Genomic DNA, 24,516 nt, shown 5'->3' with positions numbered 1-24,516 from the left:
GGGCTTTCCCCGAGCGCTGCATTGAACGGACCAGACTAGCAGAAATGGGCTAATCCTTGGATCGGGCAGCGCTTATTCCGTCATCCCGCCGGGCATGCCGGCGTGCTGCCCGCCGCCATGGCCGGCGCCACGCTGGCGATTCGCTCGGCCAGCTCCGACAGTGCGCGCTGATGACCGGCCACGAGCCCTGCGTAACCCTGACCGGCGTCCTCGTTGATCCGACTGCGGCAGGTGAGTACGCCCTCCCCCTTCAAAGGACGGATGGTCCAAGTGGCGTCGATCAGCGCGTAATTGCCGGGCGACGAATCGAACCGCTGCAGCTCGACCTTGATGCGTACGATCGGCTTGCCATCCACCGGCAGCCCGGTCGTGATGTCCTGCGCATTCAGGCGGCGGGAAAGGTCCACCGACAGCGCGCTACGCACTTCATCGGCCAATGGCGCGATCCAGCGTTCGCCGTTGAGCAGGTCGACCGCCTGGCCACCCTGACGCACCACGAGCTGGGGCACGTCGTCCTGGGCGGGAATGCCCACCGGCAGCAGCTCGAACTGGAAGCTGGCCGGCGGAAGGGTTGTATCAGCTTGCGCCGTATCCGGTGCGGGAACGAGCGTGTAGTAATGCATCGGTGCGGACGAGCACGCCGCCAACATCGCTGCGCCGAGCACGACCATGAGGTGTCGCAGGCGAATCATGGGTTGCTCCCTTGTTGCGGCTTGGCGTTGTTGGATGGCGCTGCCGGTGCGCTGTTGTCGGTGGCCGGTGCCGGATCGGCGCGGCGGCCGCGTAGCAACGCATCCGGATGCGCACTCAGATAATCGGTCAGCGCACGCAACGATTGCGCGGTGCGTTGCAGCTGCTGCAAGGTACCCGTCAGATTCTGTTGCAGCGGCGAATCGGGCGACAGCGCGTTGTTTGCCGTACCAAAGGTCTCGTTCGCACCCTTCAGCGTGTTACGCATTTCCGGCAACACCTGACCATTGACCTCTTTGAGGGTCTTGTCGAGTTCTGCCAGCGAATCGTTGAGATTCTTGCCGATGCTGTCGAACGGGATCTTCTGGATCTTGTCGACTATCTGCCCGATCTGTTCCTGCAGCTTGTCGAAATCGCCCGGTGCGGTCGGAATTTCCAGCGGGCGCGCATTCGGGTCATAGGCGACCTTCGGTGCCTTGGGAACGAAATCGAGCGAAATGTACAACTGACCGGTCAGCAGATTTCCGGAGCGCGCCTGCGCGCGCAGACCACGCGCAACCAGGGTGCCGATCAAGTGCGAGATTTCGTCGTTATCACCCTGCGCCTTGGCAACCTGCACCAGCTTTTCGTGCGCGCGGCCCAGGCGATCCGGATAGATCACCGCGCCGACATAGATCGGGAAGGTCTGCGATTTCTCGTCGTAGTCCATGCGAATGGACACGACATTACCCAGCGGAATGCCCTTGAATTCCACTGGCGCATTCACTGCCAGACCACGCAGCGATTGATCGAAACGCATGCGGATGTAATGCGGCTCGCCATCCGGCGGCGCCATCGCATTGGTTTGCGTGTCGAATAGCGTGAAATTGGTACCTTCCGCCGCGGGCGTCGTACTGGGATGCGGACCCGGCGCATCAAGAAAAGCCACGCCACCGGCCAGCACCGTGGCCAATGATTGCGTATTGAGCTTCAAGCCATCCGCGCCGATCGACACATCGATACCGCTGGCATTCCAGAAGCGCGAATCGGTCGTCACGAATTTGTCGTAGGGATCCTTGATGAAAATCTGTAGCGAGACCGCTTTGCCATCGTCATTGAGTTTGTAGGACGCGACGCGACCAACCTGTATGCGACGGAAGTAAATGGGTGAACCAATATCCAGCGAGCCCAAGTCCACCGCATGCAGCATGAAGCTTCTGCCCTTCTCGTCATGCGTGACGGAGGGTGGCGTTTCCAGTCCGGTGAAGTTCGATTGCGGCTGTTGGGAACTACCCACATCCACACCAATAAACGAACCCGACAGCAGCGTGTCGATGCCCGACACACCGCCCAGACCGATGCGCGGACGCACCACCCAGAAACGCGTGTCCGATACGGCGATGCCCTCCGCGCTCTTTTCCAGATCCACTTTGACAAACACGTTGTGATGATCCGGACTCAAACGGATGGTGGTCACTTTGCCAATGACCACATCTTTGTACTTCACGACGGTCTTGCCAGGGTCCAGGCCTTGCGCGTTCTGGAAGCTGATGGTGATGGTCGGCCCTTGCTGCACCCATGCGTTGATGACCAGCGACAGGCCCACCAGCGCCGCCACGATCGGCACCAGCCAGATGAGCGCAGGCGTCGCGCGGCGACGCCGCACTACCGGCTCTGGCAAATGGTCGTTCAAACCGGGTTTGGTCTCGTCACTCATCTTCGTCCTTGCAATCCCAGATCAAGCGCGGGTCGAAACTCATGGAAGCCAGCATGGTCAGCACCACCGTCAAGCCGAAGTAAACGACGCCCGGCAACGGTTCCACCTGACTGAAAAATCCGAACTGCACCAACGCGGTCAACAGCGACACCACGAACACATCCAACATCGACCAGTAACCGATGAACTCTACCAGCCGGAACAACTTGGACCGCTGCGCGCGCGCCCAATTGGTACCGCGATGCACACTCAGCAACAGTGTGCCCATGACCAGGAATTTCATCATCGGCACCACGATGCTGGCCGTGAAGACGATGACCGCCAGATCCGGCGACCCCTTCACCCACAGCTCGATGACGCCGCTGAGAATGGTGTTGTCATCCACATCGCCCAGACTGACCGTGCGCATGATCGGCAGCACATTGGCGGGAATGTACAGCAGAAACGCTGCAATCAATAACGCCCATGTCCGGGCGCAGCTATTGGGTTTGCGCCGATGCAGCTCGGCGCCGCAACGCGGACATGCGGCGTCATCGATACCGGTATCGCGACAGACCTGGCCGCATATGTGGCAACCGATCAGCCCCAGTTCGTGGGCACGCGGCAACGCGCTCATGGCGCCTGCTCCGGAATCTTGTCCCATAACTGACGCACATCGATGCCAGAAAAAATGGTGATCAGCACCGCCAGCGCGGCATAAGCGAAAACACCGATATCGGGCTTCACATCGAAATAAAGATGTGCCTTGACGATCGACACCAGCACGCCGAGCACAAACACTTCGCTCATCGTCCATGGGTTGATGTAATGCATCACCACCATCAGGCGACCGAAACCCGGTGCACGCCGCCCAACGCGGCCGTACGCGAGCAACCACCCCATCGTGAGCATTTTGCACAGCGGAAAGAAGAACAGCGTCCCGGCGGCAAGCACCGCCACAACCTGCGAGTGCTCTTTCCACATCATGATGATGATGCCCCACAACGTGGTGCGAATCTGTTCGCCGTTGAAACCGAGCGTGATGATCGGCCACACGTTGGCCTGCACGAACACCACCATCACCGTAACCACCAGCGCAAACATTCCGTTGACGCCGATCCGCTGGTGCCGCTCCAACACAGCCTGACAGCGCAGGCAGCGAGCCACTTCGCCATACGCCAGGGAACGGCGGCGATGCACCGTGTCGCAATACTCACAGATCAGCAATTCGGGCGTTGCCGCTTTCTGCGTGTGCTCGATGCTGGAAGGCGGCAAACTCATGCGGGCGATTCTCGCAAATCCGCGGCAACCGTGCGCATACTTGATAAGCTCCCTTATGCCCCGATTTATGTGCGGATAATCCTCAGGGAGCCCTATTTGTGAACGCCGCCGTCACTTCGCCTATCTTTGATGTCGACCAGGAAAACTTCGAGACCGACGTATTGCAGGCCTCGCTAAAGACCCCAGTGCTGGTGGATTTTTGGGCAACCTGGTGCGGCCCCTGCAAAACGCTGGGTCCGATGCTGGAAAAACTGGCCACCGAGTACAACGGCGCGTTTCGCCTGGGCAAGGTGGATGTCGACAAGAACCAGGAACTGGCTGGCGTTTTCGGTATCCGCAGCATTCCGACAGTGATGTTGGTCAAAGATGGCCAGATTGCCGACGGTTTCGCAGGTGCCCTGCCCGAAGGCCAGCTGCGCGAATTTCTTTCACGCCACGTGCAACCGCTCGAAGGCGATCTCGCTGACGACATCGAAGATGCTGCACCCGAATCGCCCGAACAAGCCATCAATCGCCTGCAGCAAGCCATCGCTGCGGATGCCGATCGTCCCGAATTGAAGCTCGATCTTGCTGTGGCGCTGGCACAGGCCGGCCAGGCATCGGCGGCCGAGGCCGAACTCAATGCACTGCCAGCGAATCTCGCGACCGATACCCGCGCAGTTCGTTTACGCAGTCAGCTCGATCTTGCCCACTCCCTCGAAGGCACGCCTGCGCTGGACGTGCTGCAACAACGCGTGCAAGCCAACCCGCAGGATTGGGAAGCGCACGATCTCCTCGGTGTACGCCTTCTGCTTGGCAACGATCCCGGCGCTGGCATGGAGCATTGGCTGCTGATGCTCGAAAAGGCGCGCGACTGGAACGACGGTCAGGCAAAAAAGCGCCTCTTAGCAGCATTCAACACGCTGGACGATGCCGAACTCGTTGGACGCTATCGCCGCCGCATGACGTCGCTTTTGTTCTAAACAGCTCAAACGCAGTTCTGCGGGAAAACCCCAAAACAAAGCCTACCATACGCGTGCGCATGGTAGGCTTTGTGCTTTCTTTCCCGGGAGCTGAGGGATGCGCGCATCGACATTTCGCCGGTTGCTGAACCTGTGGCCGCCGTTTTTCTTCAACAGCATTCGCGTGGTGAGTCTGGACGAGGATTACACCGAAGCGCGTGTGGTGTTGCGCTTGCGCCCATGGAATCGCAATTACGTGCGGACGCAATTCGGCGGCAATTTGTTCGCGATGGCCGATCCGTTCTGGATGCTGCTGATCATCCAGCATTTGGGGAAAGATCATTACGTCTGGGACAAGGCAGGCACGATCGACTTCGTCGCACCGGGACGCGCCGATGTCTATGCGCATTTCAAGCTCGAACCGGGCGTGCTGGATGAACTGCGTGCAGCGGCGGCCGGCGGTGAAAAAGTACTGCGCTGGTTTGAAGTGCCGATCAAGACAGCCGACGGTGAAATCGTCGCCATCGTTCGCAAGCAAATCTACGTGCGGCTGAAACCGAAAAGCCGCTAATTTTCCAGCGCAGGCGTAGCCGCGGAACCGGCGAGAATGCCACCGTCGATATTGAGCTCGGTGCCCGTCATATATGCGGCTTCGTCGGAAGCGAGCATCACTGCCAGCGCAGCCACTTCTTCCGGGGCACCGAAACGCTGCATGGGTGTATCGCGCACGCACGCGCGCATGTTCGCTTCGCGCTCCGGACCACGGCCAAGCATCGGTTCCCACATCGGCGTAAGGATCGCTGCCGGATGAATCGAGTTGCAGCGAATCGCCAGGCCCTGTTCCGCGCAATACAAGGCTACCGTCTTGGTGTGATTGCGCACGGCCGCCTTGGATGACGCATAAGCTGCCGCCGCAGGAATACCTACCAAACCTGAGCGAGAAGAAATATTGATGATAGAACCCGCGCCTTGGTCGCGCATTGCGCGTATGGCTTGTCGGCAGCCCAGAAACACACCATCCAGGTTAGTGCGATGGACCGCATGCCAGTCTTCGAGTGAAGCGTGCTCGGGATCGTGTAGACGCATGCCGTCTTCGAAACCTGTGACGCCTGCATTGTTGACCAGCACATCCAGCCGACCCTGATCGAGCAGGATCTGCACCATCACGCGCTTCCAATCGAGTTCCACGCGTACATCCAGGTGACTGTAAGACGCATCGCCCCCGATGGCCTGCGCAGCAGCCTGACCTTCTTTATCGCGGATGTCGCTCAACACGACGTGAGCGCCTTCTTTGGCAAAAGCGCGTGCTATCGCTTCGCCGATGCCACGCGCGGCACCGGTGACCAAGGCCACCTTACCCTCGAGACGACGCATGCGCTTCCCCTGTTAGCGCTGTAAGCGATTCATTCTCACGGTAAGCGCGCGATGTGCTCAAGTATCAATTGCGCTTTTTGCACACCAGTACCGTATTTACCGGGCACGACTTATTGGACCACGGGAAATGGTTGCGTGGCGCATCGGTCCATCGTCCCTCCCTCCACTCCCCTACAATGGGCCTCCCCACTCCATCGGTATCTCCCCAATGCCGCGGTTGCGCCTCAAACGCTATCTCATCACCGGCCTGCTGACCTTCCTGCCCTTATGGGTCACGTTTCTGGTCTTCAAATTCGTGTTCGGCTTGCTGGCCAATATGGGAGCCCCGCTGGTTTCCGGCTTCATAGCCTTGCTCAATTTATGGGCGCCACAGACAGCAGCGAAGCTCGATGAGAGCTGGATGACCAACAGCATCGCGCTGGTGCTCACGCTGATTGCGCTCTACCTCATCGGCTTCTTTGCAAACTGGGTGATCGGCCAGCGTTTGCTGCACGCGTTTGACACACTGCTGCAACGTATTCCGCTAGTTCAAACCATTTATGGCGGAACGAAGAAACTCACGACGGTGTTGCAGAGTAAACCGAGCGGTCTGCAACGTGTGGTGCTGGTGGATTTTCCGCGCAAGGGGATGAAAGTCGTCGGCTTCGTCACGCGTACGATGATGGAAGAAGGTACCGGCCGCGAAATGGCCGCTGTGTACATTCCCACCACGCCCAATCCGACAGGTGGTTACCTCGAAGTGGTGCCGCTGGATGAATTGACACCCACCGACTGGACCATGGATCAAGCCATGGCGTTCATTATTTCCGGCGGTGCCGTGGCACCGGATACATTGCCGGCATCGCCCAGTACGTTGCACGCAAACATCAACGAGGATCGAGACTAAATCATGCGTCGCCTTTTGCTATCACTGTTGGTGGGAGCCTTTGCCATGACTACGCATGCAGCCGGCCCGAACGACAACGACTGGATCACGCCCGCGGAAACCTCGCATTTCCGCACAACGCCCTCCTACAAAGAAACGCTCGCCTATCTGCAGCAGCTACAACAGGCAGCGCCCGGAAAGATCAAGCTGGAAACGTTCGGCATCACACCGCAAGGACGCCCGATGACGGTGGTGATTGCCAGCAGCGACGGCACGTTTACGCCCGAAGCCGCACGCGCTGCGCACAAGCCGATTGTGCTGGTGCAGGCAGGTATCCATCCTGGCGAGATTGAAGGCAAAGATGCGGGCTTGATGTTGCTGCGCGATGTCGCGGTCAAGAACAAGTATCCGCATCTGCTCGACCATGTCGTGCTGGTCTACATCCCGGTCTTCAGCGTGGATGGTCACGAACAGAGCTCGCCTTACAACCGCATCAATCAGAACGGTCCGGAAAGCATGGGCTTTCGTGGACAGGCGCAATATCTCAATCTCAACCGCGACTACATCAAGGCCGACGCGCCGGAAATGCTTGCATGGCTGAAGCTCTGGCAGACATGGTTGCCGGATTTCCTGATCGATGTGCACACCACCGACGGCGCGGACTACCAGTACGACTTGACGTGGTACACCGAAGATCCGCACAAACTCGATCCGGCTATCGCAGCATGGCAGAAGAAAACCATCGTTGACGAAGCGATGCCTGCGTACGAGAAGCACGGCCATCTCGCGTCAATCTATCTTGAATTCAAGGATGGCCGCGATCCGCGCAAGGGCATCGAAAATTTCGGCTCTGGGCCGCGCTTCTCCACAGGTTATGCCGCACTTCAGAACCGGCCGGCGTTGCTGATCGAAACGCACATGCTCAAGTCGTATGCAGTACGCGTTTATGCCGTCTACGACCTGCTGCACGCATTGCTCGACGACATCAATCGCGATCCCGCCGCGTTGCTTGCCGCGACGAGCAAAGCCGATGCCGACACGGTTGCGCGCTCAAAAGACGCCAAGGCGCAAGTGCCCTTGACGTTCAAGCCCGATCCAACACCGGCACCGTTCGAACTGAAAGGCTATGCCTTCACCCAGACACACAGCGATATTTCGAACGACACCTGGATTCAATACGACCCGACCAAACCGCAGACGTATCGCATCGACAACTGGAATGGCTTGCTGCCCGACCTCTCGATCACGCCGCCAGCGGCTTACGTGATTCCAGCGGAGTGGAAGGTCATCATCGAGAAGCTCGATGAGCATGGCATTGCCTATCTGCGCATCGGTCATCCGATGAAACAGATCGATGCAGAGGCGTATCAGCTCAGCGATCCGAAGTGGGCCGATACGCCCTTTGAAGGTCACCTGATGCTTCGCAGCTTCTCACTGCAGGCGAAACCCACCGAAGTGACGCTGCCGGCAGGATCGGTTGTCGTGCCGATGAATCAGCGCGCGGCGAACGTCGCTATCGAACTGCTTGAACCGCAGGCACCCGATTCGTTGCTGCACTGGGGCTATCTCAACGCGATTTTTGAAGCGAAGGAATTCGGTGAGCAGCGCGTGCTGGAAAAACTGGCGCGCGACATGATGGCGAAGGATCCGAAGCTCAAGGCGGAGTTTGAGCAGAGGCTGCATGATGATCCGGCTTTTGCCGCGAGTAGTCGTGCGCGCCTGGCATTCTTTTTTGAGCGTTCGCCTTGGTACACGGTGCAGGCGGTGGGTGCTTATCCCGTATTGCGGCTCAATGCCGCGCAGCTGGCAATTCTCGGTACAAAGTAGCGCATCCACTTTACCTCACCGTCATTCCGGCGAAGGCCGGAATCCAGTTCAAATTGATTGTCCGAAGGACACCGCACAGGTTTTGAGTGCTTCGCACAACGTATTTAGACTGGATTCCGGCCTTCGCCGGAATGACGGCGAGGTGAGAACATATGTTGTCGGAATGCGTAACATCAGAAGACTTAAGCGGGCACCACTTCGAACGGGCGCATCATCTCGTTCGCTTCATGCTCAAGCAGATGGCAATGCCAGACGTACTTACCAACATAGCCATCGAAACGCACGATGATGCGCGTCACCACACCCGGCGATGCCTGCACGATATCTTTCCATCCCATCTCATTGGGCAACGGCGGCTCCGGCGCCCCCGTGTAGCGGATGGTTTTTGAAGCAAGCCATTCGCCCTGATCGAAGCGGCGGCGGTCCAGAATTTGGAACCGCACCAGATGCAAATGAATCGGATGCGTGTCATCCGTGAGGTTGACGAAACTCCATATCTCGGTGCTTCCAAGCACCGGTTTTTCCGTCACCGGCTCATGCCACCGCTTGCCGTTGAGTAACATCAACATCGGCTCGGCGACGCAATCGTCGTATTCGTCCAGCGTCATCAAGCGCTGATTTGTCGCCGCGGATTCCGGCATGCGCGGGATATCGCGCAACACAGCCGGCACGACGCTGCCGTCGCGCACGTTGCCGCCACCGACACGGAACTGCATGATCGGCAGTGCATCGTTGTAAAGCGCAATATGCTGACCGGCCATCGTCGAAAAATCGACGACGAGATCGACACGCTCAGCCGGCGCGATAAGCACGGCTTTCTGCGTTAGCGGCGCTGAGAGCAACCCTTGATCACTGCCGATCTGCTGGAACGGGCGCTCGCCGGCGAGTTTCAAATGGAAGAAACGCGCGTTAGCGGCATTCAGCACGCGGAAACGATAACGACGCGGCTGCACCTCTAGATAAGGCAACAGCGCGCCATTCACCAGCATCGCGTCGCCAAAGACTTCCGAAACCCAGGGCGCCTCGCTATTTCCGGAGACGGGATAGTAAAGCTGCGCGTCCTGCGTAAGCAGTCGATCGCTCAGCGTAAGCGGAATTTCGAATTCTCCATGCGGCAAATTCAACGACTGCTCATGCTCATCGCGAATGATCAGGTTGCCAAACAGGCCCGCATAAATATTCAGGCGATTGATGCCCATCGCGTGGTCGTGATACCAAAGCGCCGCCGCATCCTGTTTGTTCGGATACATATGCAAGCGCGATTGCCCGGGCACGTACCAATCGTCCGGATAACCGTCACTATCGGTCTGCACGCGCGCGCCGTGCACGTGCACGATGCCCCGCACTTCCGGCTTGTCTTTCTCGGCGCCGTGAATATGGTGATCGATCGGAAGAAAGTGTTTCGCAGGCAGATCGTTGCGCCAATCAATGCGCGCGACCTTGCCGCTTTGCACTTCGATGGTCGGACCGGGCATGCAACCGCCGTACGTCCATACGCGCGTCGGCGGCAGATCGCGATGCAGTTTTTGTTCGGTTTCTTTCATGCTGACCTGAAGCACCTTGCCATCGCTTGCGTTCAACACGGGCGGCAACGGCAGCGGATCGACAAACGGCTTCAACTGCATCGGGTTGAGCAAACGCGGCACCTTGGCTTGGTCGGCGACCATGTGTTTGCACAACGCGCCACCGCCCATCTTGGGTTTCATGTCATCCATGTCGTGCGCGAGCATGCGCATCGGCCACGCGCTGGCGCTTAGACCCAGAACAGACCACTTCAGAAACTCACGGCGTGATGGCGGCACAGTTACTCATCCCGGCAAATTCAGATATGCAAAAAGCATCGCCCCAAAAAATGGGGCGATGCTTGATCATAAACCGCGCTTTATGAGGCGCGATGTTCGTCTCAGTTCTGGCTAACCTTCTCGCCCGTCTGCGTGTCCAGGAACAAGCGGCGAGCCATGGGCCACGGCGAGTAGAAGTCGAACATGTTGGTGATGTTGCCAGACTGGGCATCATAGGAACCGCCACCAAGGCGACGGCCATCCAGCCAGTTGTCTTCGATGAAGCGGGTGATCGAGGTCTGGTCGACCAGCGTGTGATCGACGTAGTTCTGACGTGCCCACGGCGAGATCACCAGCATCGGCAGGCGCGGACCAAAACCGCAGCGGCCCTGCACCGGCTTGTTACCGGAAGCGATACCCGGAAGCGTATTGCGCGCTTCGCATTGATTGGTGCCGGTCAGCGCATCGTCAGCCGTCAGCGAACCGTTGACGTGCGGCGCAGCCTGATGGTCGTACCAGCCATCGGAGTCGTCGTACGCAATGATGACCGCCGTATTTTGCCAATCGGGCTGCTTTTCGAGGAAGTTGATCACGGTCGTGACAAACGTCTGCTCGTCGAGCGGATCGGAATAACCGGCGTGACCATCCTGATAACCCGGCGCCTTCAGGAAGCTCACTGCAGGCATGTTGCCGGCTTGAACAGCGGCGTAAAAATCGTTGATGTCGTACTGGTGGTTGCCGGCATCACCCTGATGGCCGATCGTCGCTACCGAAGTAGGACGTGCGTGCGTCGGGTTGGCCGTCGAGGTGTAGTACTGGAACGGCTGATGGTGCGGAATGTAGTCGGCCTTCACCGTCTGCGTCACCGTCGAAAGCGTGCTGCGCTTGCAACTGGTGGTGCCATTGCTATTGACCGTGCTCAGATCGAAACCACCTTCGAAGAAGCCCCAGGTGATGTTTTTCTCATTGAGCAGATCGCCGATGTTCTTGCCGCCCAGCTGCACCACGGCGCCGCTGGTGGTGGAGCACACGTCGCCCACGGGGTCGGCATCGCTCACCAGCGTGAAACCACCCTGGCCGTCGGCGACTTCCACGCCGCTGGCATTGCTCGACGCGACGATGCCATTGGTCTGGCCCGAAATCAGGTTGATCGCACCCTGGGTGGACGCACCGAAGGTGGAACCGTAGCTATTGTCGTTCAGTGCAAAGTGCTGCGCGTAGTTCCACATCGCGGTGACGGTGTTGCCGTCGTAATAACCCATCACCTGGCCGTTGCCGTCTTCGTCGGCAGGCGCGCCCGGCAGGGTTTCACCCGAACCGGTGAATTCCGGGAAGAGATCCATCTTGTCGTTGTCGAAAGCCTGCTGTTCCGGCTGGTAATCGTGATCCTGGTCGGCCGTCGCCGCTTGCGTGCGGTCGAGGCGGAACGGATTGATCGCGCCGGTGCCGTTGCCGGTGTTGGAGGCCGTCGGGTTATGCGCCAGCAACGAAGGAGTCAGGCCGTTGACGCGCGGCGTGAACGGCGACGGGTAGAAGGCCGGCTCGCCTGCTGCGTTGACCGCATAAGGATAGGTGCCGAAGTAATGATCGAACGAAACGTTTTCCTGGAAGATCACCACCAGATGCTTGATCGGGGTGGCAGTGCGGGCGTGATCACCATGACGGAAGTCCGGTGAAGCAGGGCCCTGGGCAGATGAAGCTACGGACAGCGTTAACAAGCAAGCGGCAAGACAAACAGCTAGACGAGTGCGCATGGCAGTCCTCCGGTGACAGTCGATGGGCACGCTCCCCTAAGCGTGATAGTCAACGACCATACCCAGCCGCGATGACAGGCTGGTAACAACCATGCGACGGCGATAAAAACGATTTGGCAAAAACGATGCGGCTGCAGCGCACAAACCGACGGCGCACGCGCCGACAAACCACCCCTGACCTTTGACACTGTGTCCTCCATGACCTTTGACCTAGGGTGAACGGTCATGGCGGCCAGAGGGGGAGAGACCGACGGGCCAGCCTGAGTAAACACAATCGCTTGCGGGCGATTTATCGACACTTCCAGAGGGATTTTCATGACTAACAAGCCTATGAAGCCGCTAGTGCTCGCTGTGAGCGTTGCCCTGGCCCTGACCGCCTGCGGCAAACAGGAACAAGCCGCTGCACCGGCACCTGCCCCGGCATCCACGGCCGCACCCGCCGCCGCTGCGACCACCGCTGCTGCCGCCAAGCCGGCCAGCATTTTTGATGTGAATGAGCTGGACAGCAGCATCAATGCCTGTCAGGACTTCAATAGCTTCGTCAATGCCAAGTGGATCGCCGCAAATCCGATCCCGAACGATCACACCAGCTGGGGTGCGTTCAATCAGCTCGCCGAGCAGAGTCTGAACACGCAGCACGACATCGTCGACGCCGCTGCCAAGAATGCCGCACAGGCCAAGGCCGGCTCGATCGAGCAGAAGATCGGCTGGTTGTATCAGGCCGGTATGGATCAGGACGCCGTCAACAAGGCTGGCTTCGACCCGCTGAAGCCGCAGCTCGATCAGATCGCTGCGCTGAAGACACCGGCCGACATCGCCAAGTACATCACCGATCGTGACGCCCAGGGCGACATGCAGGTGTTCGACTTCGGCGCCGGCGCCGACTTCAAGGATGCCAAGCTGCAGATCGGTTTCGCCAACCAGGGTGGCCTGGGTCTGCCGACACGCGACTACTACTCCGATGCCAAGTACGCCGACATTCGTGACGCCTACAAGGCACACATCGTCAAGACGCTGGCACTGACGGGCGTCTCCGATGCGGACGCGAAAAAGCAGGCCGACGAGGTTCTGGCGTTCGAAACCCAGCTCGCCAAGGCGTCGCTCTCGCCGACCGAACTGCGCGACCTGGACAACGAATATCACTTCGTGAGCGTGGCGCAGGCCGACAAGATCACCCCGCACTTCAGCTGGGACAAGTACTTCTCCGATCAGAACATCAATGTCGGCAAGGGCTTCTCGCTGTCGCAGCCGAAGTTCTTCGCCGAGTTCGACAAGCTGCTGGCCAGCGCACCGATCGACCAATGGCAGGCTTACTTGCGCTTCCACGCGATCGACAGCGCATCGCCGTACCTCAGCACCGCTTTCCAGGACAACCGCTTCGACTTCTACGGCAAGACGCTCTCCGGCCAGCCGGAACAGCGCCCGTTGTGGAAGCGCGTGCTTGGCGCCGTGAACGAGTCGATGGGTGAGGCGCTTGGCCAGCTGTACGTCGCCAAGGAGTTCACGCCGGAAGCCAAACAGCGTGCCGAAGAACTCGTTACCAACGTGCGCGAGGCGCTCAAAGAGCACATCCAGAATTCGGATTGGATGAGCGACGCCACCAAGCAGAAAGCACTCGAAAAGTGGGACAAGTTCCTGCCGAAGATCGGCTATCCGGACCACTGGCGTACCTGGGACGGCCTGGATATCAAGCAGGGGGACTACTACGGCGACGTGACGGCCGCCGCCAAGTTCAACCACGATTGGGATGTCGCCCACATCGGCAAGCAGACCGATCGCACCGAATGGGGCATGACCCCGCAGACGGTCAACGCTTATTACGATCCGAGCACCAACACGATCAACTTCCCGGCCGCGATCCTGCAGCCGCCGTTCTTCTATGCCAACGGCGACGACGCAATCAACTACGGCGGCATCGGCGCAGTGATCGGCCACGAATCCAGCCACGGCTTCGACGATCAGGGCTCGCAGTTCGATGGCGACGGCAACAAGGCCGACTGGTGGACGGCACAGGACAAGTCACAATTCAAGTCGCGCACCGGCAAGCTGGTCGACCAGTTCAACGGCTATGCACCGCTCAAGGACAAGCCGGACGTGCACGTCAACGGTCAGCTGACACTGGGTGAAAACATCGCCGACCTAGGCGGCCTGAATGTCGCTTACGACGCACTGCAAAACGCGCTGAAGAAGAACCCGGCCGAAGCGGACCAAAAGATCGACGGTTACACCCAGGACCAGCGTTACTTCCTGAGCTGGGCCCGCGTCTGGCGCGAGAACATCCGTCCGAAGACGGCCGAGCTGTACTTGAACATCGATCCGCACTCGCCGGCTGAATTCCGCGCGATCGGCGCCCCGTCGAACATGGCGGCGTTCGCCACGGCGTTCCAGTGCAAGCCCACCGACCCGATGGTTCGCTCGGGCGACAAGCAAGTGAAGATCTGGTAAGTGGCTGATACCACCGCGGTGTAATCGCCCCGGTCTGAAAGCAACGAGGCCCCGCACGCAAGTGTGGGGCCTTTTCATTTCTTCTTACGACAGCCTTACGCAAGAAACACTTCACAAGTTCGTAACAGCATGCGATAATGACAACGATTCGCATTTACATCGAACACAGTGATGTGTGGAATAGCAAGCGGGATGAGGGATTGAAGCCCTCAGGCGAGCCAACCCACCGGTGTTCGGGCTCCTTCACCTTCGCCAAGTTGCTGACCATGCCCGCTAACTTCCGTCCGACGACCCTCCAGGCCGCCTTGCTCCTCGCGCTGGCCCTCCCCGCCGCAACGCACGCACAGACCACCACCCCTGCCACCGACACCACCAGCACGCCACAGAACGAGACGCAGACTTCCAGCAAAACGAAAACGCTGGAATCGGTGCACGTTACCGGCAGTGTGATCGGTAACGACTACGACACCGACACCTCGACCGTCGGCGCCAAGGTGCCCACCTCGCTACGCGACATCCCGCAAACCATCGTCGTGGTGAATCGCGATCTGATGGACGCGCAAGGCGCGACATCGTTGTCGGATGCGCTGCGCAATGTCCCAGGCATCACGATTGGTGGCGCTGAGGGCGGGCAGATCGGCAACAACATCAACCTGCGCGGTTTCACGGCGCGCACAGACATTTACCTGGACGGCTTTCGCGATCCGGGCCAGTACTACCGCGACGTGTTCGATCTGTCGGCGATCGAAGTGCTCAAGGGACCGTCATCGATGTTGTTCGGCCGCGGCTCGACCGGCGGCGTGATCAATCAGGTGACGAAAGAGCCGGAGCTGAAGCCGTTCGGCCAGATCACCGCAACCGTCGGCAGCGACGACCGTTACCGCACTACCGCCGATTTCAATCAGCCGCTGTCCGATACCGCTGCCGTGCGTTTGAACGTGTACGGCCAGGACATGCATTCCACGCGTGACGTGCTGAAGAATCAGGACGCTGGCATTGCGCCGTCGGTCCGATTCGGCATCGGCACCCCGACGCAGATCACCTTGTCGGCGTTGATCCAGCGCAATCACGACACGCCCGATTACGGCCTACCACCGATCAACGGCCGACCGGCGAATGTGAGCTACAAGAATTGGTATGGACTGACCGACGATCGCACAAACCAGAGCGTCAACGAATTCAACGCACGTCTTGAACATGCTTTCACGGACAACGTGAATCTGCGCACGCAGCTGCAATACAGCGATTACACGACGAATGCACGCGAAACGGCGGCCAACAGTGTCGTGACAGCCGGCGGCGTGACGCTCAACAAAACACTGGGCAATCCCACCGATTTGCCGCTGTCGGATCTGTACGTGCAGCTGGCCAGTCACGATCGCATCATTCACGACAAGATTCTCGACAGCCAGACCGATCTCACCACCAAGTTCGACACCGGTTTCATTCAGCACACGCTGATTACCGGCACCGAGTTTGCGCATGAGACGTACAACAACCAGGGCTACACGCGAAACGGTCTGCCGTTGCTGTCGCTGGTCGATCCCGTGCAGGAATCCACGCCTTCGAACGTCACCACGACCGTCGGCAACTACGCGCAATCCACCGGCAACACCGCCGCGGTTTACGCAAACGACACCATGCGTTTGAACGATCAATGGATCGCCGTCGCCGGCCTTCGCCGCGATGAATTCGATGCGCATATCAGCAATACCGTATCGCTGCCCTCCTATGCGCAGCAAACGGTGTATTTCACCAGCGTGCGCGGCGGCGTGATTTATCAGCCCAGCGAAAAGCAGTCTTACTACGTGTCGTACGGCACCTCGTTCGATCCGTCGCTGGAACAGCTGACGTTGACGAATGGAACGCAGGATCTGGCGCCGGAAAAGAATTATTCGTACGAAATCGGCGGCAAGTGGAATCTGATCGACGACGTGCTGGCCGTTAACGCCGCGCTGTACAACCTTGAACAAACCAATGCGCGTACCGAAACCTCATCGGGCGAATACGTACTGGATGGCAACATTCGCGTGCGTGGCGCCGAACTGGGTGTTGTCGGTCACATCACGCCGCACTGGCAGATCTTCTCCGGTTACAGCTACATGGACGGCAGAATCGTGAAAGCGATGGACGGCACGCAAGGCAATGTGCCCGCCAACACGCCGCGCAATACGTTCACGACGTGGAGCACCTACACCTTCGCGCAAAACTGGGAAGCCGGCGGCGGCCCGACGTACATGTCACAACGTTATGCAGCCAACACCGACCTCGTCAGTGTCGGCGGCTATACCCGCTGGGACGGCACGGTGGCGTACCATCAACCCAGTTACGATATTCGACTCAACGTACTCAACCTGACCAACAAGCGCTATTTCGATGCGCTGATTCAGTCGGACGGCGGCCGTTCTGTGCCGGGTATCGGCCGCACGGAAATGGTGACGTTCACCTATAAGTACTGACGGAGAGCACTTCATGCTGGTGCATGTGCCCGCCCTGCTCAACAGCGAACAACTCGCGCATTTCCGCAAGCAACTCGATGCCGGAAACGCACCGTGGGTCGATGGGCGTGTCACCGCCGGGCATCAAGGTGTTCATGTCAAACAGAACCAGCAGATCGCCGAGGGATCTTCCACAGCGATCGAGCTGGGCAACGTCGTGCTCGCTGCGCTGGAGCGGCACCCGCTATTCATCAGTGCGGCACTCCCTCATCGCGTTTATCCACCGATGTTCAACCGCTATCAGGGCGGCATGCATTTCGGCAGTCACGTGGATGGATCGGTGCGCCTGATGCCCGGCACGGGCGAGAAGATCCGCACCGACCTTTCCGCCACCCTCTTCCTCGCAGCACCCGATAGTTATGAAGGCGGCGAACTCCTGATCGAAGACACCTACGGCACGCAGACCGTCAAACTGCCTGCCGGCGACATGATTCTTTATCCAGCGAGCAGTCTGCACCAGGTCAACCCCGTCACCCGCGGCACGCGCGTAGCCTGCTTTTTCTGGGTGCAAAGCATGATCCGCGACGACGGACAGCGCACCCTTCTGTTCGACCTGGACAACGCCATCCAGCGGCTCACCGCCACCAACGCGGACGAAGCCGCCCGCGTGCGGCTGACAGGCTGCTACCACAACCTGTTGAGAATGTGGTCCGACGTTTGAGCGAGGGATAGCTCAGCGTCACCCAGACCGCCAAAAGCCAAATTCTTGATGGCCATCAACATTCCGGCGACAAGCGGCCGTTTTCGTCCGACGGGCGGCTATTCAATTCGGATTTCCCCTACAAGATAATGCGTCTATCTTCGGGCGTAATCCGCGCTTCTGGCTCCTTGTCGAGCCAACAAGCCTGCTAATCACCCGGACGAGGCATGGGAACAAAGGGGCGGCCGGACATTCTCCGGTTGATGCAATCCAACTCGGCTAAACGCCACATGGGGGAAGCATGAGCACGATGCACACGCATCGCAGGGCCATGGCCGGTTTTACCTTGATCGAAGTGATGGTAGTGATCGTCATCGCTGCCGTCCTTATGGTCTGGGCGCTCCCCACCTACAAGAACATGGTCACACAGTACCGGATGACCGATGAGCTCGCCCAGATCCAGTCGGATGTGGAGCTGGCTCGCTCTTCGGCAATTCGCACTGGTGTCGACGTAGCCATGTGTCCGACAGCAAGTCCCGCGGCAAGCGTTCCTACTTGCACCGGCTCCAACGAATGGAACACTGGCTGGGTGATGTATACGGAAGCCAACAGTACGTCGTTCGTGACGGGCGTCGATACGGTGCTTCGCGCCCATGCAGCCTTTTCGGGCACCGACACGCTGCAGTCTTTTAATGCCTTGCAGGGTGCAACGAATCCTTCCGGCTCCGTCAACAGCATCGTTTTCAATCGCATGGGCGGCACGGCCTCGTTCGGCGCCAATGAAACCGCGGCTCCGAATATTGGCGCGCTGACTCTCAACGATGCGAACTTCGACGCAAGCACGCTCCGCTGCCTGACGATCTCGGAAGTGGGAGCCATCACGGTCACATCGCCACAAACCGCATCCAAGAATCCTCCACCATGTCCATAATCAACGTTTCCTTGATCCGGCATCGCGGCTTCAGCCTTTTGGAAGTACTGGTGGCCTTGGTCGTCATTTCGATCGGGGTGCTTGGCATTGCGGCGATGCAAGCCACGGCCTTATCCGGAACGCACACTTCGCAAACCGAATCGCTGGTTGCGCTGCAGGCGCGTAGCCTCGCTGATGCCATGCTGGCGAATAGCGCATTCTGGGCCAGTGCAGCCGCACCTTCGTCGGTCATCGTGTCGCCAGCATCAAGTGGCACATCCGTCACCTTTAGCGGTGCCTCGGCCGGAACATTTACAGGCTCGACTAGCTGCCTGGACAGCGCTTGCTCTGCGGCGAACATGGCGGTGTATGACGTCAGAGATTGGGCAGCAAATTATTTCGCGCAAGCTCCGAAGTCCAATGCGGTGATCTCCTGTCTTACCGCGAGCACGCCACCGGTGTGCACGATCCAGTTGAACTGGTCGCAGAAGAAATCCGTCGCGATCAATGCTGCTACCACATCTACCAGCAGCTCACCGGCGACGGCGACCACCGTGTCTTACACGCTTGTCAACGAACTTTAAAAGCCATGATGACGACACGAGCCAAGCAACACGGTATGAGTCTGATCTCGCTGATGATCGCGCTGACGATCGGCGCGTTCCTGCTCGCCGGCCTATTCACGTTGTGGCTTCAAACGCGCAACACACTCAATGCACAAGGATCGTTGGCGCAATTGCAGGACAATGAGCGCATGGCGCTTACCGTGATGGCCAATACCGTCCAAGACAGCGGCTATTACCCCATTGCAGAAAATTATGGGACGAGTCCGCCCAGCCCAACGTTGACGTCAACGAATGCTTTTCCCGCCAGCACTTCGTCCACTTATTCGTTTACGGCCGGACAATACATAACGGGAACATATGGTGGCGGTACTACGAGCGACACCGTTGCGGTGCGCTATATGTCGGACGGTAACGCACTCGATTGCCTCGGACAGCTTCAGCCTAACCTGGTAGTCGTCACCAATACTTACACCGTAAGCACCGCGGGCAATCTAACGTGCGCGGTGACGGCGACAACGTCCGGCGGTACCACTACAACGACTCAGGCCATGCCCGTGGTAAGCGGCGTTTCGCTGTTTACGGCGTACTACGGTGTCGATCCCGGCAATACGGGTTCGGCCACCGAATACATGACCGCTACGGAAGTGGCCTCAGCCAGCTATTGGTCTAACGTCCGCTCCGTCAAGCTTCAACTGACCTTTCCCAATCCTTTGTCCGGCCAGGCCGGACAAAATGCAGAATTGCCGATGATTGAGCGCATCGTCGCCGTCACGCAGACGACGACGTCACTCTAGCCTTGCCCTTAAGCGATATCGAATACGCCTATGAGACGCTCAATCCCATTCCACCATGTTAAGCAGCGCGGCTTTGTGCTCATCGCCAGCATGCTGATGCTGGTCGTGCTTACCTTCATGGCGGTCGCCATGTATCACAGCTTCACGACGCAACAGAACATGACGGCCAACACCAAAGAGAAAGGCCGCGCTTTCCAGATGGCGCAGAGCACGCTGCAGTACGCCGAATATCAGTTGCTGACCCGCGGGTTGGGCATCTTTCCGACGACCTGTACTGCGCCACCCTCGCCATCGAGCACGTTCACCGTCTGCGGCTCTCTCTCCACGGAGCACGTAGTCATAGTGCCGCCATCATCTGGCAATCCGGAGTGGTCGCTCACAAACGCCATGACCTATAACCCGGATAACCAGGACACGTCCGTCGCCATCAGCACAACCCCAGGACAAAACACGTACTACCGGGAACCGGAGTACTACGTGCAATACCTGGGCACAACCACGGCAACCACCTGCCCCACTTCGAAACCTGCGTTGTACGAAGTGACCGCGCTTGCCTTTGGCGCGTCGCCCAACACGGTCGCCATGGTTCAAAGCACTTATCAACTCTTACCTACCGTCTGCAACTTGGGGGGGCCCTAATGAAAGCGATCCGATTTGTTGCCATTGGAGCGGCGTTGATCGCCCTGTGGACCCACGCGCCTCTCACGCTCGCGCAGACATCCAACGTCGTTTCCGACACCTTCACCGGCACGGCAGCCAACCTGCAGTGGGCGTCGTTCAATGGCGCGTGCCTGACTGCCGGTGCCGTTCCTGCTACCGGCTCCGTTCCCACCTGCAGTCAGCTTGCTTATTACGGCAGCCAGGTGCAGACGGGCCTGACCAGCAATGCGGACACGGCCCCTAACGGCGCTCTGCGCCTTACGAATGGTTGCCACAGCGGTACGTGCTACTACGATCAGAACGGCGCGATTATTTCTGAAACGCCCTTCTCATCCGCCGAAGGTATCCAGGTCACGTTCACCACGTACACCTACGGTGGCGACAATTCCGGTGGCCACGGTGCTGACGGTATCGGTTTCTATCTATTGAATGGTGCCGACGCCGCCAAAGTAACCGCTGCTGCCGCCAACCCCAGCAACACGGGTGGCACGAATACCTGGACCCTCGGTTCATGGGGCGGTAGCTTGGGCTACAGCTGCTCCAACACGAACAGTCCTTATCCGGGCATGACCGATGCGTACATCGGCCTGGGCATGGACGAATTCGGTAACTTCCTCAATGCAGGCGACAACACGGGCACGGGTGCTCTCAACGCAGCGAATGCAGCGAGTGGTACAGGCGTGCAAAGCGGCCCTTACTCCGGAACGACCGGTGGCGGCGGCCCTGAATATCAACCAGGTCGTATTGGTTTGCGCGGCTACGGCAACATCAATCTGATATCGCTGCAAGCTGTCAATCCGAGTGCGACAACGAGCAACGTTCAAACGGTCTGCAGCAATGGCGGTACATATACATATCAGTCTGGGACGAATACGTCCACTCAATGGGCGTATACACGCATCTCAGGCAGCGGCAGCGCGGTGAGCTACTCAGGTACCCTTTATCAGCAAACCACCAGCAAGAATGGCACCGTTAGCTACACAGCAGCGGGTACGACATCGACGACCTCTGATGGCTATACCGGCACGGGTAATCCATACGGGCTTCATGGCAGCAGCTATGTTCCTATCACTATAACGTCGAGTCAGATTTCCACACCCATTATGTCGACGACGACGTTCGCCGACTATGCGGCAATTCCGAATGGTTATGTTAATTTGCCTTCGACTACTCCTCTCGCCAATGAGACGGCAACGTCGCGCGCCACGGCAACGCCTGTGTCGTACAAGCTTCAGATTACGCAGGACGGCTTGTTGAGCCTTTGGTATAGCTGGAACGGCGGCAACTACATTCCGGTACTCACCAGCCAAAGCATTGCGTCCTCGAACGGCACGATGCCGGGCAGCTTCCTGTTCGGTTTCGGTGGTTCGACCGGTGGTAGCGACAACGTGCATGAAATCACCTGCTTCCAGGCAACGCCGGCAACACAGGCAGCGAGCTCAGTCGGTATCAACGTGCAGGAGACCTCACAGGTCGATACCGGTACGCAGATTTACCTCGGCTTCTATCACACCAACAACTGGTGGGGCCAGCTGCAGTCGGTCGAGGTCTACGCCAATAGCGATGGCTCGATAACGCTGGGCAACACACCCAACTGGGACGCTTCGTGCGTTCTCACCGGCGGTTCGTGCCCATCGACAGGTGCAACCGGCATAACCGCGCAAGGAACGGGTTCGCGCAATCTTGTTACGTGGAGCGGCACGGCCGGAATTCCCCTCACCTGGGGACGCCTCACGTCCACAGAACAGGGGTGGCTGAACAATGACAGCCAAGGCGCCAATCGAACCGCTTATCTGCAAGGCGATCGTACCAACGAGGTAACGACTGGCGGCACCGGCATCTTCCGCGCTCGCACGAGCGTGCTGGGCGACATCATCGATTCGAGCCCGACGTGGGTGGGACCGCCGTCCACCGATTACCCAAACAGCTGGCAGGATCTCCTCCATCCTACCCAGGTAGCCTCGGAAAATTCGGGACAAACTTATTCGACGTTCATGACGAATTACGCCTCCCGTATCAACGTGGTGTACGAAGGTGCGAACGACGGCTTCATGCACGGCTTCGAGACTGGTTACTACAACGCGAGCGGCAACTACGTCGGCACGACCTCGAACGGCGTGTTTACCGGTACGTATAACGACGGTTACGAAATGATCGGCTACATGCCGCAAGCCGTCCTGCAAACCATCCATAACACCAGCGATAACACTCTGGATTATTCCTCCACCCATTACGCGCACAACTACTACGTCGACTCGACACCCGGAACAGGCGATCTCTATTACGGCGGCGTGTGGCACACATGGCTGGTGAGCGGTCTGGGTGCCGGCGGCAATGCGATCTTCGCCCTGGATGTCACCAATCCAACCGCCATTACGGCAGGTGTTCCCGCAGGCGGCCCGGGTAGCAGCACGCTGGGCGCAGGCAATGTGATTGGCGAGTGGTCCAACTCCGCCAACAGTCCATTGGTTTGCGGCACGGATACGACGACCAGCCAGTGCATGACCAATCTCGGCCAGACCTACGGCACTCCGCAGATTCGTCGCCTGCACAATGGCGAATGGGGTGTCATTTTCGGTAACGGACTGAACAGTTCCACCGGTGTTGCCGGCATCTACGTGATGACGATCAACAGTTCCGGTGGCGTTGATACCGTGTACTTCCTGAGCACGGGTGTTGGCGCTCCGGCCGGCTCCAGTAACGCGGAAGGTCCCAACGGTATTGCGTATGTCACGGCTGCAGATCTGGATGGCGACCACATTACGGATTACGTCTACGCGGGGGATGTCTATGGCAACCTCTGGCGCTTCGACCTGACGAGCGCCACCCCCGCCAGCTGGGCGGTGACGAGATATCCCAACACCACCAACGGCGCGTTGTTCAGCACGCCGCAAACGTCGTACTCCACACGCGTTAACGGCAACACCGTCAATGCCACGACGTATCAGCCGATCACCACTCAGGTGCTTGCGCTGGCTACCGAGCCCGTCACCAACGGCAAGTACTACGTGATGCTCGAGTTCGGCACAGGCTCCGTACAACCGCAAACATCGACGACCGCCATTTCTTATTCAGCCGGCCAGCAAGCGCTCTATGGCATCTGGGATTGGAAGCAAGGCGGCGCAGCGGGTACGCCGGGAACGACCTATGCGGGACTGACTGGAACCTCCGCACCAGGCGCCAGTACGCCGATCACTCTAACTACTCTTGAACAACAGGTCGCCACGACACTGGCTGCGGGCTCATACACATCGAGCAACACAACGGTGCAGGGCTACCGTACGGTCACGCAGAATACGATCTGCTTCGTCGGCATGACCTGCTCAACCACGGCCGGCACTCAATACGGTTGGTATATGAACCTGCCCGGGTTTACGGGCGTGCCACAGGTCGGCGTCAACACGACAACGGGTGTGCCGACTCAAACCGAACAGGTGATCTACAACCCGGTCGAACTCGACGGCGCCTTTATCGTGGATACCACCATTCCGGCCAACAATTCGCCGCTCACTTGCTCGGCACTGACGGCACAGGGTTGGACGATGGCGCTCAATCCGGCCGAAGGCGGTGCGTTCACCGAATCGTTCTTCGAAGCACCGGCGGGTACGTTCACGCAAGTCAACGGCGCATCGGTTGCCGGTGTGGCGCTCAATGCAACAGGTAGCGCCAGCATCTTGTCGGTGGGTAGTCAGGCGAATCTCGTCTACATGAACGGCAGTGGTAGCGGTGGCGGTAGTGGTAGTGGCGGCAGCCAAGAGGTGAATCCGCAACAGACTGCCAACGGTTCGCGCGTTACCTGGATTCAGCTGCATTGA

19 protein-coding genes are annotated in these 24,516 nt (G+C 58.9%); 12 read left to right on the top strand and 7 right to left on the bottom strand.

Annotated elements, in window-relative coordinates:
- Positions 1-80: 80 nt before the first annotated feature.
- From EKH79_RS16770 to EKH79_RS16755, 4 genes are read right to left on the bottom strand one after another with little or no spacing between them, the layout of a single operon-like run.
- Positions 81-692: a PqiC family protein gene (locus EKH79_RS16770; RefSeq protein WP_126674958.1), complete on the bottom strand. Its 612-nt coding sequence runs from the start codon at positions 690-692 to the stop codon at positions 81-83.
- The gene (locus EKH79_RS16765; protein ID WP_126674957.1) at positions 689-2,386 is read right to left on the bottom strand and encodes a PqiB family protein; all 1,698 of its coding nucleotides are present in this window, start codon (positions 2,384-2,386) and stop codon (positions 689-691) included. The genes EKH79_RS16770 and EKH79_RS16765 overlap by 4 nt, the downstream gene beginning before the upstream one ends.
- Entirely contained in the window at positions 2,379-3,002 is a 624-nt protein-coding gene (locus tag EKH79_RS16760; protein ID WP_126674956.1) for a paraquat-inducible protein A, read from the bottom strand. The genes EKH79_RS16765 and EKH79_RS16760 overlap by 8 nt, the downstream gene beginning before the upstream one ends.
- Positions 2,999-3,646: a paraquat-inducible protein A gene (locus EKH79_RS16755; protein ID WP_126674955.1), complete on the bottom strand. Its 648-nt coding sequence runs from the start codon at positions 3,644-3,646 to the stop codon at positions 2,999-3,001. Before EKH79_RS16755 ends, EKH79_RS16760 begins: the two co-directional genes overlap by 4 nt.
- A gap of 98 nt (positions 3,647-3,744) precedes the next feature.
- Between EKH79_RS16755 and trxA the strand changes: the two genes are divergently transcribed.
- Both trxA and EKH79_RS16745 read left to right on the top strand, forming a co-directional pair.
- The gene (gene trxA, locus EKH79_RS16750; protein ID WP_126674954.1) at positions 3,745-4,608 is read left to right on the top strand and encodes a thioredoxin; all 864 of its coding nucleotides are present in this window, start codon (positions 3,745-3,747) and stop codon (positions 4,606-4,608) included.
- Between the two features lie 97 nt (positions 4,609-4,705).
- Positions 4,706-5,158, top strand: a complete 453-nt coding sequence (locus EKH79_RS16745) for a DUF4442 domain-containing protein (protein WP_126674953.1) — start codon at positions 4,706-4,708, stop codon at positions 5,156-5,158.
- Here the strand turns inward: EKH79_RS16745 and EKH79_RS16740 are convergent.
- The gene (locus EKH79_RS16740) at positions 5,155-5,961 is read right to left on the bottom strand and encodes a glucose 1-dehydrogenase (protein ID WP_126674952.1); all 807 of its coding nucleotides are present in this window, start codon (positions 5,959-5,961) and stop codon (positions 5,155-5,157) included. The genes EKH79_RS16745 and EKH79_RS16740 overlap by 4 nt on opposite strands.
- Before the next feature lie 208 nt (positions 5,962-6,169).
- Here EKH79_RS16740 and EKH79_RS16735 point away from each other — a divergent pair, with 208 nt between their 5' ends.
- Positions 6,170-6,847: a DUF502 domain-containing protein gene (locus tag EKH79_RS16735; RefSeq protein ID WP_126674951.1), complete on the top strand. Its 678-nt coding sequence runs from the start codon at positions 6,170-6,172 to the stop codon at positions 6,845-6,847.
- Between the two features lie 3 nt (positions 6,848-6,850).
- Positions 6,851-8,653 carry a M14 family metallopeptidase gene (locus EKH79_RS16730; protein ID WP_126674950.1) on the top strand — a complete coding sequence of 601 codons (1,803 nt, stop codon included), beginning with the start codon at positions 6,851-6,853 and terminating at the stop codon, positions 8,651-8,653.
- Between the two features lie 182 nt (positions 8,654-8,835).
- Here EKH79_RS16730 and EKH79_RS16725 read toward each other — a convergent pair whose 3' ends face one another.
- Together EKH79_RS16725 and EKH79_RS16720 are read right to left on the bottom strand one after the other, a co-directional pair.
- On the bottom strand, positions 8,836-10,455 hold the full coding sequence (locus tag EKH79_RS16725) for a multicopper oxidase family protein (protein WP_233590367.1): 1,620 nt from the start codon (positions 10,453-10,455) through the stop codon (positions 8,836-8,838).
- Between the two features lie 101 nt (positions 10,456-10,556).
- Complete coding sequence (locus tag EKH79_RS16720; RefSeq protein ID WP_126674949.1) at positions 10,557-12,188, bottom strand: phospholipase C; 1,632 nt, start codon at positions 12,186-12,188, stop codon at positions 10,557-10,559.
- Between the two features lie 315 nt (positions 12,189-12,503).
- On the opposite strand from EKH79_RS16720, the gene EKH79_RS16715 reads away from it, so the two are divergent.
- The 8 genes from EKH79_RS16715 (at position 12,504) to EKH79_RS16680 (ending at position 24,516) form a co-directional block, all read left to right on the top strand.
- The gene (locus EKH79_RS16715) at positions 12,504-14,633 is read left to right on the top strand and encodes a M13 family metallopeptidase (protein WP_126674948.1); all 2,130 of its coding nucleotides are present in this window, start codon (positions 12,504-12,506) and stop codon (positions 14,631-14,633) included.
- Positions 14,634-14,770: 137 nt separating this feature from the next.
- Positions 14,771-17,092: a TonB-dependent receptor gene (locus EKH79_RS16710; RefSeq protein WP_199754359.1), complete on the top strand. Its 2,322-nt coding sequence runs from the start codon at positions 14,771-14,773 to the stop codon at positions 17,090-17,092.
- 13 nt (positions 17,093-17,105) lie between these two features.
- The gene (locus EKH79_RS16705; RefSeq protein ID WP_126674947.1) at positions 17,106-17,792 is read left to right on the top strand and encodes a Fe2+-dependent dioxygenase; all 687 of its coding nucleotides are present in this window, start codon (positions 17,106-17,108) and stop codon (positions 17,790-17,792) included.
- A gap of 280 nt (positions 17,793-18,072) precedes the next feature.
- Positions 18,073-18,702, top strand: a complete 630-nt coding sequence (locus tag EKH79_RS16700; protein ID WP_126674946.1) for a GspH/FimT family pseudopilin — start codon at positions 18,073-18,075, stop codon at positions 18,700-18,702.
- Complete coding sequence (gene pilV / locus EKH79_RS16695; RefSeq protein ID WP_126674945.1) at positions 18,693-19,265, top strand: type IV pilus modification protein PilV; 573 nt, start codon at positions 18,693-18,695, stop codon at positions 19,263-19,265. The genes EKH79_RS16700 and pilV overlap by 10 nt, the downstream gene beginning before the upstream one ends.
- Positions 19,266-19,270: 5 nt before the next feature.
- A complete protein-coding gene (locus tag EKH79_RS16690) occupies positions 19,271-20,041 on the top strand; it encodes a PilW family protein (protein WP_126674944.1) in 771 nt (256 codons plus the stop codon).
- 75 nt (positions 20,042-20,116) lie between these two features.
- Entirely contained in the window at positions 20,117-20,680 is a 564-nt protein-coding gene (locus tag EKH79_RS16685) for a pilus assembly PilX family protein (protein WP_158621275.1), read from the top strand.
- Positions 20,680-24,516 (top strand): PilC/PilY family type IV pilus protein, encoded by a 3,837-nt coding sequence (locus EKH79_RS16680; RefSeq protein WP_126674942.1) that lies wholly within the window; start codon positions 20,680-20,682, stop codon positions 24,514-24,516. The genes EKH79_RS16685 and EKH79_RS16680 overlap by 1 nt, the downstream gene beginning before the upstream one ends.

It is taken from the genome of Dyella dinghuensis (genome assembly GCF_003977615.1).
GTDB classification, from domain to species: Bacteria; Pseudomonadota; Gammaproteobacteria; order Xanthomonadales; family Rhodanobacteraceae; genus Dyella_B; species Dyella_B dinghuensis.
The sequence above is the reverse complement of the archived record's forward strand: the minus strand, read 5'-3'. Positions and strand labels throughout refer to the sequence as shown.